Source organism: Pseudomonas sp. NFACC24-1 (assembly GCF_900115235.1).
GTDB classification, from domain to species: Bacteria; Pseudomonadota; Gammaproteobacteria; order Pseudomonadales; family Pseudomonadaceae; genus Aquipseudomonas; species Aquipseudomonas fluorescens_AA.
Genome location: NZ_FOVS01000021.1, coordinates 84,985 through 102,924, shown reverse-complemented (window position 1 = coordinate 102,924; position 17,940 = coordinate 84,985). Strand labels below are relative to the sequence as shown.

18 protein-coding genes are annotated in these 17,940 nt (G+C 61.7%); 7 read left to right on the top strand and 11 right to left on the bottom strand.

Annotated features, from left to right (window positions below):
• Positions 1-102: 102 nt before the first annotated feature.
• The 3 genes from BM317_RS19630 to BM317_RS19620 form a co-directional block, all read right to left on the bottom strand.
• On the bottom strand, positions 103-1,206 hold the full coding sequence (locus tag BM317_RS19630) for an NADH:flavin oxidoreductase (RefSeq protein WP_092172069.1): 1,104 nt from the start codon (positions 1,204-1,206) through the stop codon (positions 103-105).
• A 313-nt stretch (positions 1,207-1,519) separates the two neighbouring features.
• Positions 1,520-2,002, bottom strand: coding sequence for a glutathione peroxidase (locus tag BM317_RS19625; protein ID WP_072409398.1), 483 nt, complete (start codon positions 2,000-2,002; stop codon positions 1,520-1,522).
• Between the two features lie 114 nt (positions 2,003-2,116).
• On the bottom strand, positions 2,117-2,602 hold the full coding sequence (locus BM317_RS19620; RefSeq protein ID WP_060740684.1) for an FKBP-type peptidyl-prolyl cis-trans isomerase: 486 nt from the start codon (positions 2,600-2,602) through the stop codon (positions 2,117-2,119).
• Here BM317_RS19620 and BM317_RS19615 point away from each other — a divergent pair.
• From BM317_RS19615 to BM317_RS19605, 3 genes are read left to right on the top strand one after another with little or no spacing between them, the layout of a single operon-like run.
• The gene (locus BM317_RS19615) at positions 2,571-2,909 is read left to right on the top strand and encodes a DUF3565 domain-containing protein (RefSeq protein WP_060740683.1); all 339 of its coding nucleotides are present in this window, start codon (positions 2,571-2,573) and stop codon (positions 2,907-2,909) included. The two genes, BM317_RS19620 and BM317_RS19615, sit on opposite strands and share 32 nt — an antisense overlap.
• A gap of 60 nt (positions 2,910-2,969) precedes the next feature.
• Positions 2,970-5,069: a phosphate acetyltransferase gene (gene pta / locus BM317_RS19610; protein WP_092172073.1), complete on the top strand. Its 2,100-nt coding sequence runs from the start codon at positions 2,970-2,972 to the stop codon at positions 5,067-5,069.
• Positions 5,070-5,987, top strand: a complete 918-nt coding sequence (locus BM317_RS19605; protein WP_092475770.1) for an acyltransferase — start codon at positions 5,070-5,072, stop codon at positions 5,985-5,987.
• Positions 5,988-6,063: 76 nt separating this feature from the next.
• Here the strand turns inward: BM317_RS19605 and cysN are convergent, their stop codons facing one another.
• The 4 genes from cysN to BM317_RS19585 form a co-directional block, all read right to left on the bottom strand.
• The gene (gene cysN, locus BM317_RS19600) at positions 6,064-7,962 is read right to left on the bottom strand and encodes a sulfate adenylyltransferase subunit CysN (protein ID WP_092172079.1); all 1,899 of its coding nucleotides are present in this window, start codon (positions 7,960-7,962) and stop codon (positions 6,064-6,066) included.
• A gap of 53 nt (positions 7,963-8,015) precedes the next feature.
• Complete coding sequence (locus BM317_RS19595) at positions 8,016-8,357, bottom strand: four helix bundle protein (RefSeq protein WP_092172083.1); 342 nt, start codon at positions 8,355-8,357, stop codon at positions 8,016-8,018.
• A 103-nt stretch (positions 8,358-8,460) separates the two neighbouring features.
• Positions 8,461-9,378, bottom strand: a complete 918-nt coding sequence (cysD, locus tag BM317_RS19590) for a sulfate adenylyltransferase subunit CysD (protein ID WP_003178041.1) — start codon at positions 9,376-9,378, stop codon at positions 8,461-8,463.
• Between the two features lie 249 nt (positions 9,379-9,627).
• The gene (locus BM317_RS19585; RefSeq protein WP_092172087.1) at positions 9,628-10,386 is read right to left on the bottom strand and encodes a Nif3-like dinuclear metal center hexameric protein; all 759 of its coding nucleotides are present in this window, start codon (positions 10,384-10,386) and stop codon (positions 9,628-9,630) included.
• A gap of 103 nt (positions 10,387-10,489) precedes the next feature.
• On the opposite strand from BM317_RS19585, the gene algW reads away from it, so the two are divergent.
• The 3 genes from algW to BM317_RS19570 all read left to right on the top strand — a co-directional run bounded on the left by algW (position 10,490) and on the right by BM317_RS19570 (position 14,781).
• Complete coding sequence (gene algW / locus BM317_RS19580; RefSeq protein ID WP_072344423.1) at positions 10,490-11,650, top strand: Do family serine endopeptidase AlgW; 1,161 nt, start codon at positions 10,490-10,492, stop codon at positions 11,648-11,650.
• A gap of 295 nt (positions 11,651-11,945) precedes the next feature.
• Positions 11,946-14,051, top strand: a complete 2,106-nt coding sequence (locus BM317_RS19575) for a TonB-dependent siderophore receptor (protein ID WP_092475767.1) — start codon at positions 11,946-11,948, stop codon at positions 14,049-14,051.
• A 10-nt stretch (positions 14,052-14,061) separates the two neighbouring features.
• The gene (locus tag BM317_RS19570) at positions 14,062-14,781 is read left to right on the top strand and encodes a DUF4198 domain-containing protein (RefSeq protein WP_092475764.1); all 720 of its coding nucleotides are present in this window, start codon (positions 14,062-14,064) and stop codon (positions 14,779-14,781) included.
• Positions 14,782-14,841: 60 nt separating this feature from the next.
• Here the strand turns inward: BM317_RS19570 and BM317_RS19565 are convergent, their stop codons facing one another.
• Genes BM317_RS19565 through BM317_RS19555 form a run of 3 tightly spaced genes read right to left on the bottom strand, consistent with a single transcriptional unit; the run spans position 14,842 to position 15,958 of the window.
• Positions 14,842-15,465, bottom strand: a complete 624-nt coding sequence (locus BM317_RS19565; protein ID WP_092172098.1) for an SOS response-associated peptidase — start codon at positions 15,463-15,465, stop codon at positions 14,842-14,844.
• Positions 15,466-15,504: 39 nt separating this feature from the next.
• A complete protein-coding gene (locus BM317_RS19560; protein WP_092172103.1) occupies positions 15,505-15,765 on the bottom strand; it encodes a putative signal transducing protein in 261 nt (86 codons plus the stop codon).
• Between the two features lie 10 nt (positions 15,766-15,775).
• Positions 15,776-15,958: a CPXCG motif-containing cysteine-rich protein gene (locus tag BM317_RS19555; RefSeq protein ID WP_060740674.1), complete on the bottom strand. Its 183-nt coding sequence runs from the start codon at positions 15,956-15,958 to the stop codon at positions 15,776-15,778.
• A 139-nt stretch (positions 15,959-16,097) separates the two neighbouring features.
• Here BM317_RS19555 and BM317_RS19550 point away from each other — a divergent pair, with 139 nt between their 5' ends.
• Positions 16,098-17,264 (top strand): 1-acyl-sn-glycerol-3-phosphate acyltransferase, encoded by a 1,167-nt coding sequence (locus BM317_RS19550; protein WP_060740673.1) that lies wholly within the window; start codon positions 16,098-16,100, stop codon positions 17,262-17,264.
• A gap of 211 nt (positions 17,265-17,475) precedes the next feature.
• Here the strand turns inward: BM317_RS19550 and BM317_RS19545 are convergent, their stop codons facing one another.
• Entirely contained in the window at positions 17,476-17,757 is a 282-nt protein-coding gene (locus BM317_RS19545) for a hypothetical protein (RefSeq protein WP_060740672.1), read from the bottom strand.
• Positions 17,758-17,940: the final 183 nt, after the last annotated feature.

The window sequence follows — 17,940 nt, the reverse complement described above, 5'->3', positions numbered from 1 at the left end:
GCTCGCTCCCACAGGGGATCTTTGTCGAACACCAGAATCATGTTCGCTGAAGATCAAATGTGGGAGCGAGCTTGCTCGCGATAGCGTCAGATCAGGCGCCGCTTAAACCAGGGTCATCAAGGCTTCGCGACTGAACGGCAAGATATCCTGCTCCCGCCCTTCACGGACTTTTTGCGCCCAGTCCGGATCCACCAGCAGCGCACGCCCCACCGCCACCAAGTCGAACTCATCGTTGTTCAAGCGCTCCAGCAGCTTTTCCAGGCTGGCCGGTTGCGCGACTTTGTCGGTGTTGACCATGAACTGCAGGAACTCGCCATCCAGGCCGACGCTGCCGACGGTGATGGTGGGCTTGCCGGTGAGCTTGCGGGTCCAGCCGGCCAGGTTCAGCTCGGAACCTTCGAACTCCGGCTCCCAGAAGCGCCGTGTCGAACAGTGGAAAATGTCCACGCCCGCCTCGGACAACGGCTTGAGGAATTCGCCCAAGGCTTCGGGGGTCTGCACCAGGCGCGCGGTGTAATCCTGCTGCTTCCATTGGGAGAAGCGGAAAATGATCGGGAAGCCCTCGCCCACTGCCGCCCGCACGGCACGGATCAATTCGATCGCGAAGCGCGAGCGGTTGGCCAGGCTGCCGCCATAACCGTCAGTGCGCTGGTTGCTGCCTTCCCAGAAGAACTGGTCCACCAGATAGCCGTGGGCGCCGTGGATTTCCACCCCGTCCATGCCGATGCTCTGGGCGTCTTTCGCCGCCTGGGCAAACGCAGCGATAACCTCGTCGATATCGGCCTGCGTCATGCCGTGGACCACCACCTGGCCGTCCTTGAGTTTTTCGCTCGGACCATAGCCGGGCACGCTGGCATCCGGTTCGGTGCCGATGCGGCGCACACTGCCTACATGCCACAACTGTGGAACGATCTTGCCGCCTTCGGCATGCACCGCATCGACCACCTGCTTCCAACCGGCCAGCGCGGCGTCGCCGTAGAAATGCGGCACATTCGGATAACCGTTGGACGCCTTGTGCCCGACCGTCGTGCCCTCGGTGATGATCAGGCCGACCCCGGCCGCCGCGCGGCGACGGTAGTACTCGACCACCTTGGCATTCGGCACGCCGCCCGGTGAAAAGGAACGGGTCATCGGGGCCATCACCACCCGGGTTGGCAACTCGAACGCACCGAGGTGGAAGGGTTTGAACAGGGCTTTTGCAGGCATGGGGCACTCCACGGGACGAAGTCACAGGTCGGATATGACGACGATAATATGGAGCATAGGGAGTGCTGGGTAGCACTATTGATTTGAATGATTAAGGATCAGAAGGCACAGACGGATCGCGATTGGGTGGACCGAACCGAATGCACAGCCGGGTGCAGAACCTGTGGCGAGGGGATTTATCCCCGCTGGGCTGCACAGCAGCCCTAAAATCTGATATCTCGGTGTGTCAGCCTAGACAAGTCGCTTGCTCTTGGGGCTGCTTCGCAGCCCAGCGGGGATAAATCCCCTCGCCACAGGGTGCCGTGCCTGGCTTTCAGCCCAGTGCTTTTTCGATCGCCTGGATCACCGTGGGATCATCCGGCGCCGTACGCGGCGAAAAGCGCGCCAGCACCCGGCCGTCCTTGCCGAGCAGGAATTTTTCGAAGTTCCAGGTAATGTCCCCGGGAAACTCGGCCCCCTCGCCCGCCAGCAGGCGATACAACTGATGACGATCATGACCGTTCACGTCCAGCTTGCTGGACAGCGGGAACGTCACGCCGTAGTTGAGGCTGCAGAATTCCTGGATCTCCTGCTCGGTCCCCGGCTCTTGCCCGGCGAACTGATTGCAGGGCAGGCCCAGCACGCTGAACCCCTTGTCCTTGTATTGCTGATAGAGATTTTCCAGCGCCGCGTACTGAGGCGTCAGGCCACATTTGGAGGCGACGTTGACCACCAGCACGACTTGCCCCTTGAACGGCGCCAGAGCAAGCTCCTGACCATCCAGGGCTTTGAGTTTAAGGTCGTGGAAAGCACTCATGACGAACTCCAGGTTTGCAGATCTTTTCGAAACAGCCATGGGTGATGCTAACAGCAAGCGACTAAAAAGGCGCCATAGGGCGCCTCTCCAGTCAACTTGAGCGTAGCGCACAAATCAATGGTGATGACCACCTTCGCCATGGACGTGACCATGGGCGATCTCTTCCTGGCTGGCATCACGGATGTCGACGATCTTGACCTTGAAGTTCAAGCGCTGGCCGGCCAACGGGTGGTTGCCGTCAACGGTGACGTCATCGCCTTCCAGGTCGCGGATGGTGACGATCTGCATCTGGCCATCGGGCGCCGAGGCGTGGAACTGCATGCCCACTTCCAGCTCATCCACGCCTTCGAACATGCTGCGGCTCAGGGTGCTGACCAGTTCGGCGGAGTATTCACCGTAAGCGTCTTCCGGCTCGACGGCAACGTTCAGGTCGTCACCGACCGCTTTACCTTCCAGGGCTTTTTCCAAGCCCGGGATGATGTTGCCTGCGCCATGCAGGTAGACCAGCGGAGCGCCGCCGGCAGAGCTGTCGATGACCTCACCAGCGTCGTTGGTCAGGGTATAGTCAATGGAGACAGCCTTATTGGCGGCGATCAGCATGGGGCGAGACCTTTTGCATAAGAATGAAGAACGGACAAGTCTAAACAAGGATTTGCCCGAAAGCGAACGGAACCCGGACAAACGGGCCTGCTCGAACAGACCGACGGTCACCGGTTTGCATCAGGATGAGGACGGGCACTGGGTGGCCGAGCTGTCCTGCGGCCATACCCAGCACCTGCGCCACCAACCACCCTGGCAGTCCCGGGCCTGGGTGCTGGACCCTGTGCAACGTATTGAAAAAATAGGCCAGCCCTTTGCTTGCGGCTGGTGCGCTCAAGGCCCGGTTAGCGATAACCTTGGCGACTGAATTGTGGGTAGACGGCCAGTCATAGGCCGCGCCATTGCCATGCTCCTTTAGAGAATCCGCATGCAAACTTTTTTTATCGCACCCACCGATTTTGGTGTGGGCCTGACCTCCATCAGCCTCGGGCTGGTGCGTACCCTCGAACGGGCCGGGCTGAAAGTCGGCTTTTTCAAACCCATTGCCCAGCCGCATCCCGGCGACACCGGGCCGGAGCGCTCCACCGAGCTGGTGGCCCGCACCCATGGCCTCAAGCCCCCACAGCCCCTGGGCCTGGCACACGTCGAGCGCATGCTCGGCGACGGCCAGCTCGATGAACTGCTGGAAGAAATCATCACCCTTTACCAGCAAGCGGCCATCGGCAAGGACGTGCTGGTCGTCGAAGGCATGGTCCCGACCCGCAACGCCAGCTACGCCGCCCGGGTCAACCTGCACCTGGCCAAGAGCCTCGACGCCGAGGTCATCCTGGTGTCGGCGCCGGAGAACGAAGTGCTGACCGAGCTTTCCGGGCGGGTAGAGCTACAGGCGCAGCTGTTCGGCGGGCCGAAGGACCCGAAAGTCCTCGGGGTGATCCTGAACAAGGTCCGCACCGAGGAAAGCATGGAGGCGTTTTCCGCACGGCTCAAGGAGCACTCGCCCTTGCTGCGCAGCGGTGATTTCCGCCTGCTCGGCTGCATTCCGTTTCGTCCCGAACTCAACGCCCCGCGTACCCGCGACGTGGCCGACCTGATGGGCGCCCAAGTGCTCAATGCCGGCGACTACGAAACCCGGCGCATGAGCAACATCATCATTTGCGCCCGCACCATGCGCAACACGGTGGAACTGCTCAAGCCCGGTGTGCTGGTGGTGACTCCCGGCGATCGCGACGACATTATCCTCGCCGTGAGCCTGGCCGCGATCAACGGCGTGCCACTGGCCGGCCTGCTGCTGACCAGCGATACCCTGCCCGACCCACGCATCATGGACCTGTGCCGCGGCGCCTTGCAGGCAGGGTTACCGGTGCTGTCGGTGAGCACCGGCTCCTATGACACCGCCAACCTGCTCAACGGCCTGAACAAGGAAATTCCCGTCGATGACCGCGAACGTGCGGAGATCATCACCGATTTCGTCGCCAGCCACCTGGACGCCAGATGGCTGCACCAGCGCTGCGGCACACCGCGGGAAATGCGCTTGTCACCGGCGGTGTTCCGCTATCAGTTGATCCAGCGCGCCCAAGCCGCCAACAAACGCATCGTGCTGCCCGAAGGCAGCGAACCGCTGACCGTCCAGGCCGCCGCCATTTGCCAGGCCCGGGGCATTGCCCGCTGCGTGTTGCTGGCCAAACCGGCCGACGTCGAAGCGGTGGCCCGCGCCCAAGGCATCGAGCTGCCGCCGGGGCTGGAGATTCTCGACCCGGATTCGATTCGCGAGCGTTATGTCGAACCGATGGTGAGGTTGCGCAAGAGCAAGAGCCTGAACGCGCCGATGGCCGAGCAGCAACTGGAAGACACCGTGGTCATCGGCACCATGATGCTGGCCCTGGATGAAGTGGACGGGCTGGTATCCGGGGTCATCCACTCCACCGCCAACACCATCCGTCCGGCGTTGCAGCTGATCAAGACCGCGCCGGGTTGCTCCCTGGTGTCCTCGGTGTTTTTCATGCTCTTCCCCGAAGAAGTGCTGGTCTACGGCGACTGCGTGATGAACCCGCACCCCAGCGCCGCGGAACTGGCGGAAATCGCCCTGCAAAGCGCCGATTCGGCCGCCGCGTTCGGCATCACGCCGCGGGTGGCGATGCTCAGTTATTCCAGCGGCGAGTCGGCCAGTGGCGAAGAAGTGGAAAAAGTCCGTGAAGCCACCCTCCTGGCCCACGAAGCCCAGCATGGCCTGCTGATCGACGGTCCGCTGCAATACGACGCCGCCGCCAATGAAACCGTGGCGCGGCAATTGGCGCCCAACAGCCAGGTAGCCGGCCGGGCGACGGTCTTCATCTTCCCCGACCTCAACACCGGCAACACCACCCACAAGGCCGTGCAGCGCAGCGCCGATTGCGTCAGCCTCGGGCCGATGCTGCAAGGCCTGCGCAAACCGGTGAATGACTTGCCCCGCGGTGCCCAGGTCGACGACATCGTGTACACCATCGCCCTGACCGCGATCCAAGCCGCCAACCGACCTCTGGATATTTAAATGCTGGACTTCCTGCCTCCCCCCTTGCGCGGCGTCATTGCCTCGCTGCTGTTGGCGCTGAACACCATCGCCTGCTGTACGCCGCTGTTCATCGTGGCGATTTTCAAGCTGTTGCTGCCCTTCCCCACCGCCCAGCGCTTCACCGACTGGTTGATGGGCCACATCCACGAGGCCTGGATCAGCAACAACAAGGCCTGGATGAACCTGCTGCGCCGTACCCGCTGGCACCTCAGTGGCCTGGAGGGCCTGGACTACCAACATTCGTACCTGATCACCAGCAACCACCAGAGCTGGGTCGACATCATGGTGTTGCAGTACGTGCTGAACCGGCGCATCCGGCCGTTGAAGTTCTTTCTCAAGCAGGAACTGATCTGGGTGCCGGTGATCGGCCTGGCCTGGTGGGCCCTGGGCTTCCCGTTCATGAAGCGCTACTCCAAGGCGTACCTGGAAAAGCACCCGGAAAAGAAAGGCAAGGACCTGGAAACCACTCGCAAGACTTGCGCGAAGTTTCGCAACAACCCCGTGGGCATTTTCAACTTCGTCGAAGGCACGCGTTTCACCGACGGCAAGCATGCCCAGCAACAGTCACCGTTTCGCTACCTGCTCAAGCCCAAGGCCGGTGGCATCGCGTTCGTGCTCGATGCCATGGGTGAGCAACTGGAATCGATCATCAACGTGACCATCCATTACCCGGGCGGGCGTCCGGGGTATTGGGATTTGCTCTGCGGCAACGTTGGGGAAGTGGTGGTGCATTTCCAGGAACTGAAGATTGCGCCGCAGTTCATCGGCAAGAACTACGACCAGGACGGTGTGTATCGCCTGGAGTTCCAGGGCTGGATCAACCAGCTGTGGCAGGACAAGGATGCGTTGCTGGAGCAGATGCACCGCGAGTATCCAGACCACCGCTCCCACATTTGATCGAGCGACCCTCTGGAAATGAAAAAGCCCGCAGATGATTACTCATCTGCGGGCTTTTTACTGACAGCGGCGTTCCTTAGATTGCCCCACGCTTGCGCAGCAGATCCAGCACCTGCTTGACGCTCTCTTCCAGGGTCAGCGCCTGGGTGTCGATGACCAGGTCGGCATCCAGCGGCACGTCATACGGGAAGGACTCGCCCGGGATGTTGTCGCCGGCGGCGGCATACAGCCCCTGTGGATCACGCTGGGCACACACCGTTGGCGAGGCCTGGACGTAGACCGTCAGCAGACGCTCACGACCGATCAGGTCCTTGGCCTGTTCACGTCCTTCGGCGCTCGGCGCGACGAACGCGGCGAGGGTCAGCAGGCCGGCTTCGTTGAACTGACGAGCGACATGCGCCGCGCGGCGCCAGTTCTCGGTCCGCCCGGCACGGTCCTGGGGCAGGCCCTTGTTCAGGTCATGACGCAGGTTCTGGCCATCGAGGACAAAGACCGCACGCCCCGAATCGAACAGCTTGCGCTCGACCGCATAGGCCAGGGTGCTTTTGCCAGCACCCGACAGGCCACTGAACAAGACCGTGGCCGGTTGCTGGCCGAAGCGCTGGGCGCGTTCTTCCACCGACACATGGGCCAGCTTGCCGTGGTGCGTACTGCTGCCGTGGGTCAGCGGCTGGGCGACGATCATACCGGCACCGACCGTGCCGTTGGTCAGGCGATCGATGACGATGAATGCGCCGGTGGTGCGGTTGCTTTCGTAACCGTCCAGGGCGATCGGCGCATCCAGGGCGATCTTCACCTTGCCGATTTCGTTGAGCTGCAGCGCGCTGGCCGGACCCTCTTCAAGGGTGTTCACATCCACCTTGTTGACGATGCTGGCAATGGAGCCCGGCACGTAGCTGGTGGCGCGCTTGATGTCGTATTTCTTGCCCGGCAGCATCGGCTCTTCGGCCATCCACACCAGCATCGCTTCGAAGCTGTCGGTGACCGGCGGGACGTTGTCGGCATGCACCAGCAGGTCGCCACGGGAGATGTCGATCTCGTCTTCCATGGTCAGTGTGACCGCCTGGCCTGGACCGGCATGCTCCAGCTCGCCTTCGAAGGTGACGATGGATTTCACGCGGCTGCTCTTGCCCGACGGCAGCACCACCACTTCGTCGCCCTTGTGCACGATGCCGCTGGCAAGGGTGCCGGCGAAACCGCGGAAGTTCAGGTTCGGACGGTTGACGTACTGCACCGGGAAACGCAGGTCGGTGAAGTTGCGGTCGCCCGCCACTTCCACGGTCTCGAGGATTTCCATCAGCGACTGGCCGGTGTACCACGGCGAACGCTCGGACTTGTTCACCACGTTGTCGCCCTTGAGGGCGGACATCGGCACGAAGTGCATGCTGGTGGGCTTCATCTTCAAGCCTTCGGCGAACTTCAGGTAGTCGGCCTTGATCGACTCGAACACGCCCTGATCGAAGTCCTTGAGGTCCATTTTGTTGATGGCCACGACGATGTGCTTGATGCCCAGCAACGAAGCGATGAAGCTGTGGCGACGGGTCTGGGTCTGCACGCCGTAGCGGGCGTCCACCAGGATGATCGCCAGGTCACAGGTGGAGGCACCGGTGGCCATGTTGCGGGTGTACTGCTCATGGCCGGGGGTATCGGCGATGATGAACTTGCGCTTGGCGGTGGAGAAATAGCGGTAGGCGACATCGATGGTGATGCCTTGCTCGCGCTCGGCCTGCAGGCCGTCGACCAGCAGCGCCAGGTCGATATCGTCCCCGGTGGTGCCGACTTTCTTCGAATCGCGGGTGATGGCTTCCAGGTGATCTTCGTAGATCATCTTGGAGTCGTGCAGCAGGCGCCCGATCAGGGTGCTCTTGCCGTCGTCGACGTTACCGCAGGTCAAAAAGCGCAGCAGCTCTTTACGTTCGTGCTGGCCCAGGTAGGCGAGGATGTCCTCGCTGATCAAATCAGATTGGTGGCTCATTGTGTTCAAGCTCCGAGCTGTAAGCTTCAAGCGGCAAGCTTGTCGGCGTACAGCTAGTCAGAAATTTTGTTTATCAAGCCGCAGAGCATTTTTGATAGCTCGCGAGTTTCTGCAATCCAGTTATCAGCCAGCGGGTGGGCGATGTAAGCAATGTCGCTGCCGATGAGAATCTGTGTTCGTAACTCTCCACAAGAGGCCTTCGCGATCCAAAGAAAACGTACCTTTTCTTTGGCGCTGCGCCGCTCCATTCCCTCAGCAATATTGGAAGGCACCGAAAGTGCTGAGCGGGTGATTTGGTCTTTAAAACCAAGATCCCTGCATTGAGCAAACTCTCGGTAGATTCCCACCGCCAGACACTTGCTTCTCTGCCAAACAACCAACTTCTCGAAATCCATTACGAGTCACTCAATCGCGGCTCGCAACAACCGGCTGCAAGCACCAAGCTACAAATTACGCATACAGCCTTTAACTTGCAGCTTGCCGCTTGTAACTCGAAGCTTAAAAGTACCCTTGACGTTTTTTATCTTCCATCGAGCCTGCGCCATCGTGGTCGATGACCCGGCCCTGGCGCTCGGAAGTTCGCGTCAGGAGCATTTCCTGAATGATGTCCGTCAGGCTCTCGGCCTCGGACTCCACCGCACCCGTCAACGGGTAGCAGCCAAGGGTACGGAAACGCACTTTCTTCTTGACGATACGGGCTTTGTCTTCGTCGGACAGGTGCTCGAGGATGCGCTCGTCGTCGATCATGATCAGCGTGCCGTTCTTCTCGATCACTTCACGCTCGGCGGCGAAGTACAGCGGCACGATCGGGATACCTTCGAGGTAGATGTACTGCCAGATGTCCAGCTCGGTCCAGTTCGACAGCGGGAATACGCGGATCGACTCGCCTTTGTTGACCTTGCCGTTGTAGACGTTCCACAGTTCCGGCCGCTGGTTCTTCGGGTCCCAGCGGTGCTTGCTGTCACGGAACGAGTACACGCGCTCCTTGGCGCGGGATTTCTCTTCATCGCGACGGGCACCGCCGAACGCGGCGTCGAAACCATATTTGTCCAAGGCCTGCTTGAGGCCTTCGGTCTTCATGATGTCGGTGTGCTTGGCACTGCCGTGGGTGAACGGGTTGATGCCCTGCGCCACGCCGTCCGGGTTCACATGAGTGATCAGGTCCAGGCCCAGCTCCTCGACCATGCGGTCGCGGAACTTGTACATTTCCTGGAATTTCCAGCGGGTGTCGACGTGCATCACCGGAAACGGCAGCTTGCCGGGGAAGAACGCCTTGCGTGCCAGGTGCAGCATCACGGCGGAGTCTTTACCGATGGAGTACAGCATCACCGGGTTATCGAACTCGGCGGCCACCTCGCGGATGATGTGGATGCTTTCCGCCTCCAGCTGTTTCAGATGCGTCAGTTTGTCGACCATGGCTACTCACGAAAACTTTCTTATGAACGGCCAGCGGGCCGTGTTCGAGCGGGGAATCCTAGCACAGCGACCTCTTCTAATCAGGGCGCCAACTAGATCGAAACAGCATATGGATATGCCTGGTGGTTCGGGTATTGCACTGACCTTTGTGGGAGCGGGCTTGCTCGCGAATGCGGTGGTTCAGTTGCATAACTGTTGACTGACCCACCGCATTCGCGAGCAAGCCCGCTCCCACAGGTCCGGTTACAGTCAGATGGGATTCGGGCAATCGATGAAGATGTGCTCCAGGGCAAACCGTCGCGCCAGGTAGTCACCCAGTGCCTGGACGCCGTAGCGTTCGGTCGCATGATGCCCGGCGGCGATGAAGCTGATGCCGTTTTCCCGCGCACTGTGGAATGTCTGCTCCGACGCCTCGCCGCTGAGGTACAGGTCGACCCCGGCCAGCACCGCCTGATCGATATAACCTTGGCCGCCACCGGTGCACCAGCCGACCCGGCGGATCATCTGCCCACCCTCGATCAGCAAGGGCTCGCGCCCCAGGGTTTCCTGGACCTTGCGCGCGAAATCCCGCGCCGTCATCGGTTCGGACAGGGAACCGACCAGACCGACAACCTTGGGATTGTCCGGATCCAGGGGGCCCTCGACGGTGATGTCCAACTGGCGGGCCAATTGCACGTTGTTGCCCACCTCGGGGTGCAGGTCCAGGGGCAAGTGATAGGCCAACAGGCTGATGTCATGCTTGAGCAACGTTTTTAGGCGACGCTGTTTCATGCCGGTGATGCAAGGGTTCTCGCCCTTCCAGAAATAACCGTGATGCACCAGCACCAGGTCGGCCTCGGCCTCGACGGCGGCATCGAGCAGCGCCTGGCTGGCGGTGACACCGCTGACGATGCGCATCACCTGGGGCGCGCCTTCGACCTGCAGGCCATTGGGGCAATAATCGGCAATCCGGCTGCTGGCCAGGTAACGGTCCGCTTCTTCAACCAGGGTGTTCAGGGCTACGGCCATAAAAGACTCCTAAATATCCCGTTCAGAGGCGCGCGCGGCCTCGTATAATGCGCGACATTATGGGCGGTCTCATACCGCCTGCAACCTTTGTAGGACGTGCTTAATGCTCAAGGCGCTGCGTTTTTCCGGCTGGCCGCTGTTGGCCGGCGTGCTTGTCGCTCTACTGATTATCCAGCGCTACCCGGAATGGGTCGGCCTGCCGAGCCTCGACGTCAACCTGCAGCAGGCACCGCAAACCAAGGCGGTGCAACAGGGGCCGGTGTCCTATGCCGACGCCGTGACCACCGCCGCGCCGGCCGTGGTGAACCTGTACACCACCAAGGTCATCAACAAACCCAGCCATCCGCTGTTCGAAGACCCGCAATTCCGGCGCTTCTTCGGCGACAACTCGCCCAAGCAGAAACGCATGGAGTCGAGCCTGGGCTCGGGCGTGATCATGAGCCCGGAAGGCTACATCCTGACCAACAACCACGTCACCAGCGGTGCCGACCAGATCGTGGTGGCCCTCAAGGACGGCCGTGAAACCCTGGCCCGGGTGATCGGCAGCGACCCGGAAACCGACCTCGCGGTGCTGAAGATCGACCTCAAGAACCTGCCGGCCATCACCATCGGCCGCTCCGACAGCATCCGCATCGGTGACGTCGCCCTGGCCATCGGCAACCCGTTCGGCGTCGGCCAGACCGTGACCATGGGCATCATCAGCGCCACCGGGCGCAATCAGTTGGGCCTGAACAACTACGAGGACTTCATCCAGACCGACGCCGCGATCAACCCCGGCAACTCCGGCGGCGCGCTGGTGGATGCCAACGGCAACCTCACCGGGATCAACACGGCGATCTTTTCCAAGTCCGGCGGCAGCCAGGGCATCGGTTTCGCCATTCCGGTGAAGCTGGCGATGGAGGTGATGAAGTCGATCATCGAACACGGCCAGGTGATCCGTGGCTGGCTGGGCATTGAAGTCCAGCCGCTGACCCAGGAACTGGCGGAGTCCTTCGGCTTGTCCGGGCGGCCCGGTATCGTGGTGGCGGGAATTTTCCGCGACGGTCCGGCGCAGAAGGCCGGCCTGCAACTGGGCGATGTGATCCTGAGCATCGATGGCGAACCGGCCGGCGATGGCCGCCGCTCGATGAACCAGGTGGCGCGGATCAAGCCCACCGACAAGGTGACGATCCAGGTCATGCGCAACGGCAAGGAGCTCAAGCTCACCGCCGAAATCGGCCTGCGCCCGCCGCCGGCGCCGGTGGTGCTCAAGGAAGAGCAGTAGCCGCGGAACACATCCTGGGGGCCTGAAAAACTTGTGGCGAGGGGATTTATCCCCGCTGGGTTGCGCAGCAACCCCAAAATCAGACACCGCGGTCCATCAGACGAACCGCACCAACGGTCTACGGCTGCTGCGCAGCCGAACGGGGATAAATCCCCTCGCCACAAAGATGCCTACCTGCACCTCCAATGTGATCCCCCTGGCAAACCTATCCAGATTCCACTTGAAATTACAGATAGCATAAATTCTCATTAGTAGTGTTATATTGTTTCAATACTAAAAATTGGAACAACATAACATGCCACCCTTAAAACGGATTTCGGCTGTCAGCCTCGCCCTCGGCCTGCTCGGCGATCCGGCCTACGCCGAAGAAATCCAACCGCTGGAACTGGACGCCATCACCGTGACGTCCGACTACGAATCCCCCACCGGCCCTGTGACGGGTTACCGCGCCACCCGCTCGGCCAGCGCCACCAAAACCGACACCGCCCTGCGCGACATCCCGCAATCGATCAGCGTGATTCCCGCCAGCGTGCTCAAGGACCTGGGCAGCACCAGCGTCGAGCGAGCCTTGGAATATGCCGGCGGTGTGTCGAAGCAGAACAACTTCGGCGGCCTGACGCTCTACGAATACAGCGTGCGCGGCTTCACCACTTCGGAGTTCTACAAGGACGGCTTCAGCGCCAACCGCGGTTATCCGAGCACCCCGGACGCCGCGAACATCGAACGCATCGAAGTGCTCAAGGGCCCGGCCGCCAGCCTGTATGGACGGGGCGATCCCGGCGGTACGGTGAACATTGTCACCAAGAAACCGCAACCGGAAGCCTTCACCACCCTGCAGACCAGCGCCGGCAGTTGGGACCGCTACCGCACCGCGCTGGACGTCAACACGCCACTGGACACCGAGGGCAACCTGCTGTCGCGGGTCAACCTGGCGGTCGAGGACAACCACAGCTTTCGCGATCACGTCGGCAGCAAGCGCGTCTTCGTCGCGCCTTCCATCAGTTGGCAGTTGAACCCCGACACCCGGTTGCGGGTGGAAAGCGAAATCGTGCGCCACAGCTCGACGTTCGACCGTGGCATCGTCGCCCCGAACAATCGCTGGAGCGGCGTTTCCCGCTCGACGTTCCTGGGCGAGCCCAACGACGGCGACATCGACAATCACAACAACATGCTCCAGGCCGCCCTCGAGCATCAGCTCAACGACGCCTGGCAGTTACGCTTGGCCAGCCATTACAAGCAGGGTGAGCTCTGGGGATTCGCTTCCGAAGCACGCCCGTTGAACGCCGACGGCCACACGGTGAACCGCCGCTACCGCGAGCGCGACAACAATTGGCACGACAGCATCACCCAACTGGAACTGCGCGGCCTGTTCGACCTCGGCCCGTGGCAGCACGAACTGCTGGTCGGCAGCGAATACGAGGACTACCGCAAGAACGAGCGCGTGACCACCATCGGTGGCAGCCCCTACCCCATCGACCTCTATCAGCCGATCTACGGCCAGCCGAAACCCAATGGTGCCCGGACCGGCACAGACTTCTTCGAACATGTGCAAAGCCGGGCGCTGAACCTGCAGGACCAGATCATCTTCACTGACAAGCTGCGGGGCATGCTCGGCGTGCGGTATGAGCATTTCGAGCAGAGCATCGACGACCACACCCGCAGTAAAACCAGCCGCCAGCGCCACGACACCCTGACGCAACGAGCCGGCCTGCTGTATCAACTGACACCCGAAGTCGGGCTGTTCGCCAACGCCTCCACCTCGTTCAAGCCCAACAACGGCCTGGATGCCAGTGGCAAGACTTTCGATCCCGAAGAAGGGGTCGGCTATGAAGTGGGGATCAAGAGCGAGTGGTTCGACGATCGCCTGAGCACTACCCTGGCGGCCTTCCATATAGAGAAGGAAAACGTCCTGAGCCCGGTCGCCGGGACCGACTTCAGCCGCGCCATCGGCAAGGCCCGCAGCCAGGGCATCGACCTGCAAGTGACTGGGCAGGTGACCGACGCCGTGCGCGTGATCGGCGCCTATGCCTACATCGACGCCGAAGTGACCAAGGGTGACCCGGGAAACCCCACTGGCAGCCGGATCCTCGGCGTCGCCAAACACAGCGGCAGCGTGCTGGGGGTCTACGAATTCCAGGATGGGCACCTGCGCGGCTCGGATGTTGGCGCGGCGTTCACTTACGTCGGCGATCGCTCGGGCGAAGCCGGCAAGGATTTCGAACTGCCGGCCTACCACACCGTGGACCTGCTGGCCCATTACAAGGCCAGCGATGACGTCACCGTGGGCCTGAACCTGAATAACGTCTTCGACGAAAAATACTACGAACGCTCCTACAGCAACTACTGGGTCACCCCCGGCGATCCGCGCAACTTCACTGTCAGCCTCACCCTCGATCTATAAGGAAGTCAGCATGAAATACCCCAAGACCTTCGCCCTGCTTGGCCTGCTCCTGGCCGCGCAGGCCTCGGCCCATGGCCTGTGGACCGAACAGCGTCGCGGCAACGTCGAAGTGATCTACGGCCACGGCGCCGAAGACAACCCCTTCAAGGCGCAGAAAATCAGCGGTGCCTGGGCCTATGACCTGGGCGGCAAGATGATCCCCGTCACCGTAGAGCGCCTGCCGGACCACGCCCGCCTGCAACCGCTCAAGCCGCCAGCGGTGCTGGCCGTGGCGCTGGACAACGGCATGTGGTCCCAGACGGCCGACAAGAAGTGGATCAACGAAGGCCGCAGCAAAGTGCCCGGGGCGATCGAATCGACCCATACGTTCAAATACAGCCTGGCGATCTATGAGCCGGGGGCGAAACTGCCGACGCTTGCACCGATCAAGTTCGTGATCCTGCCGGAAGTCGACCCGCTGACCGTAGGCCCGGGCCAGTCACTGCCGGTACGGGTGCTGCTGGATGGCAAACCGGCCGCTGGAGTGAAACTGGTGGGCGACTACCGCAGCGCGCCGAACACCGTATCGACCGAAACCGACGCAGAAGGCCGGGCCAAGGTGCTGGTGCGCAACGAAGGCCTGAATGTGATCGCGGCGCAGATGGAAATTGCGCTCAAGGACAACAAGGACGTGGCCACCCGCGGCGTGTTCACCTCGCTGACCTTCCTGGGCGAACCGCATCACGAGTAACGCCCATAACCTGTGGGAGCGAGCTTGCTCGCGATGAGGCCAATAAAAGCGCCGCAAAACTCAAGCAGGCGTCAAGCACTCCGGCCCATTGAGCTTCGGATCATTGACCATATTGGCCAATACCCGCTCGCGCAGTGGCGCCGGCTCGCTTGCCAGCAACCCTTGCAAGGCATGCAGCGGCGTCTGAGGGTCGAGCCACAGGCGCTGGCCTTCTTCGTCCAGGATCAACGGCCGGCGCTGCCCCGCCGCCGGCTGAGTGATGACCGCCGTGCTCAGCCACACCTGCTCCTGCACCGGATACGCTTCCCAGATCGCGGCAAAAGACAGCGACGAGCCCTCCCCCGGCGTCAGCCAGTACGGACGCTTGCGCGTGCCGCCGCGCCACTCATAAAAGCCGTTGGCCGGCAGCAGGCAGCGGCGCAGGCGCAAGGCCTCGCGAAACATCGGCTGCTCGGCCACGGTTTCGGCCCGGGCATGGGCCGGGGTGCGGGACAGGTCGGTCAGCCACGGCGGCGTCAGGCCCCAGCGCGCCCGAGCCAGCTCGCGCTGGCCCTCGGCGCCGGCCCGCAGTATCAGCACCGAATCGTTGGGCGAAATATTCCACTGGGCCTTCTGATCGGCGGGAAAACCGGGCAGGGCCGCAAAGGCGGGGTTCCAGCGAAACAGGGCATAACGTCCACACATGGGGCAACACGACTCTTGATCGAACGAACGACCGCCAGCCTAACAGACCAGCGTGCCGGGGTAGCTGTCCGGTTCATCGCCGGGCAGCGGCAGCGCGGCATTGTACGCGGCGATCAACTCACGGGCGTATTGCGCCTGCTCGTCCTCCACCGCCAGCCCCAGCAGGCCCTGAATGGGCAACTCCCCCGCGCCGCCCAGCAAATCACGCCCCACCAGATGCGCCGTGATGCCTTCGCTCGCAAGCATCCCTTGCAACAACTCGCCTTCCATCAGGTTTTCCAGCTCGTAGATTCGCTGCATGGGCGCCCCATCATTCGTTTTCGCTGAAGACTTCGAGATGCCATTCCTCGCCATGGACCTGCAGCACAAAAGTGATCGGTCGACAGCACACCTGACAGTCCTCGATGTAGGTCTGGTCGCCGCCGGACAAGTCCACGGTTGTCTCCACATCCTCCCCACAATAGGGACAATCATAATGAGCCTGCTCCAGCATCGCGGTCTCCCAAGTGACTTGTGCGTATAATCGCCGGTCTATTTGCAGGGCTATTTTCGTCTGGCTTATCTTCCAGGCCGTGCCCCGTCGTTTTTTCGATCGAACCTTTACTTACCCTAGCCGTTTCCAACAAGAGAGCATGATGGGCGAATTCGATGCCATCCGACCTTACGACGACAGCGAAGTCCCAGCGGTGCTGGCACGGCTGCTCGGCGACAAGGCGTTTCTAGATATCCTCACCCACTTCCGCTTCCCACGCCTGGCCGGCGCGTTCGGCTGGATGCTCAAACCCCTTATAGCGCAAAGATTGCGCCGTGAGTTCGCCGGTGTGACGTCGGTCGCCACTTTGCAGGACAAGGTAGAGTTCTACGTCGACCACACCATCGAGCGCGCCACCGATGGCGTGACCTACACCGGCGTGGAGCAATTCAAGTCCGGCAGCGCCTACCTGTTCATCGCCAACCACCGCGATATCGTGATGGACCCGGCCTTCGTCAACTACGCCGTGTACCACGCCGGCCTGCCGACGCCGCGCATCGCCATTGGCGACAACCTGCTGCAAAAGCCTTTTGTCAGCGACCTGATGCGCCTGAACAAGAGCTTCATCGTGCACCGCTCAATCACCGGACGGCGGGAAAAAATGGCGGCGTACCAGTTGCTGTCGGCGTACATCAACCATTCGATCCGCAACGACTGCGCCTCGATCTGGATCGCCCAGGCCGAAGGGCGGGCCAAGGACGGTGACGACCGGACCGAATCGGCGATCCTCAAGATGTTCCACATGAGCCGCAAGGACGAACCGTTCGGCGAGGTGATCCAGTCGCTGAACCTCACGCCGGTGTCGATCAGCTACGAATACGACCCGTGCGACCAGGCCAAGGCCCGCGAGCTGTATATCCGCGCCACCACCGGCACCTACACCAAGGCACCGGGCGAGGACGACGTGAGCATCGCCAAGGGCATCACCGGCTACAAGGGCCGGGTCCACGTGAACTTCGCCGCGCCCATCACCGAGCTGTTCGAGGACACCAAGCAATTGGCCCTGGAAATGGACCGGCAGATTCTCGGCGGCTACCGCCTGTTCCCGGTGCATTACCTGGCTTACGCCCAATGGGCCGACGCCGACCCGCAGTTGCAGGTGCCGACGGCGGCCGAAGTGTTTGGTGCCGACGAGCTGGCCAAGGCCCAGGAAGAATGGCAGCGCCGGCTGGACGCTTGCCCGCCGGAACACCGGCCGTTCCTGGTGCTGCAATATGCGACGCCGGTGCGTAATCAGTACCGGGTCAAGGCCGGGTTGGCGCTTTAAACGATAGGTCTGAGGACACGGGTTCCCTGTGGCAAGGGAGCTTGCTGTGGCGAGGGGATTTATCCCCGCTGGGCTGCGCAGCAGCCCCAAACCCTGACAGCTCGGTAAGTCTGGTCGATCACATCAACCTGATCAGGGCTGCTACGGCAGCCCAACGGGGATAAATCCCCTCGCCACAGGCCACCATGCCCCGATCAAAACGGTTATCTCATCAGAACTGCGTACTGATCCACGACACCAGCAACGCCAGCGCCAGGCAGCCAAAGCCGAACCGATAGAAGAACCGGTTCATGCGCTGGGTGGCCAGGTCCAGCAGTGCTTCGAAGCGCTCCTCGCCATTGCCATTGCGTGCTTGCAGGCAGGCGCGCGCCCGCTGTTCACGGCGACGCGTCGCGTGCAATACCCAGCCGCCCGGGCAGGCAAACAGCAGCGCGAGCAGGTTGATCAGTTTGGCGGGGTGGGCGGCGAACAACGAAAACAGATGCAGCGACATCACGAACCTCAAGCGAAAAACGGACAGGACAGATACGCCCATGACCTACGAACAGGGCGCGGATTCTACCGAAAGCCTGCCGCCCTGCACCGTTTTTTCCGACCAGTAACGACCTTCTTCGGCGCCTTCGGATGTTGGCGTAGTGACTTTGTGGCGAGGGGATTTATCCCCGCTGGGCTGCGA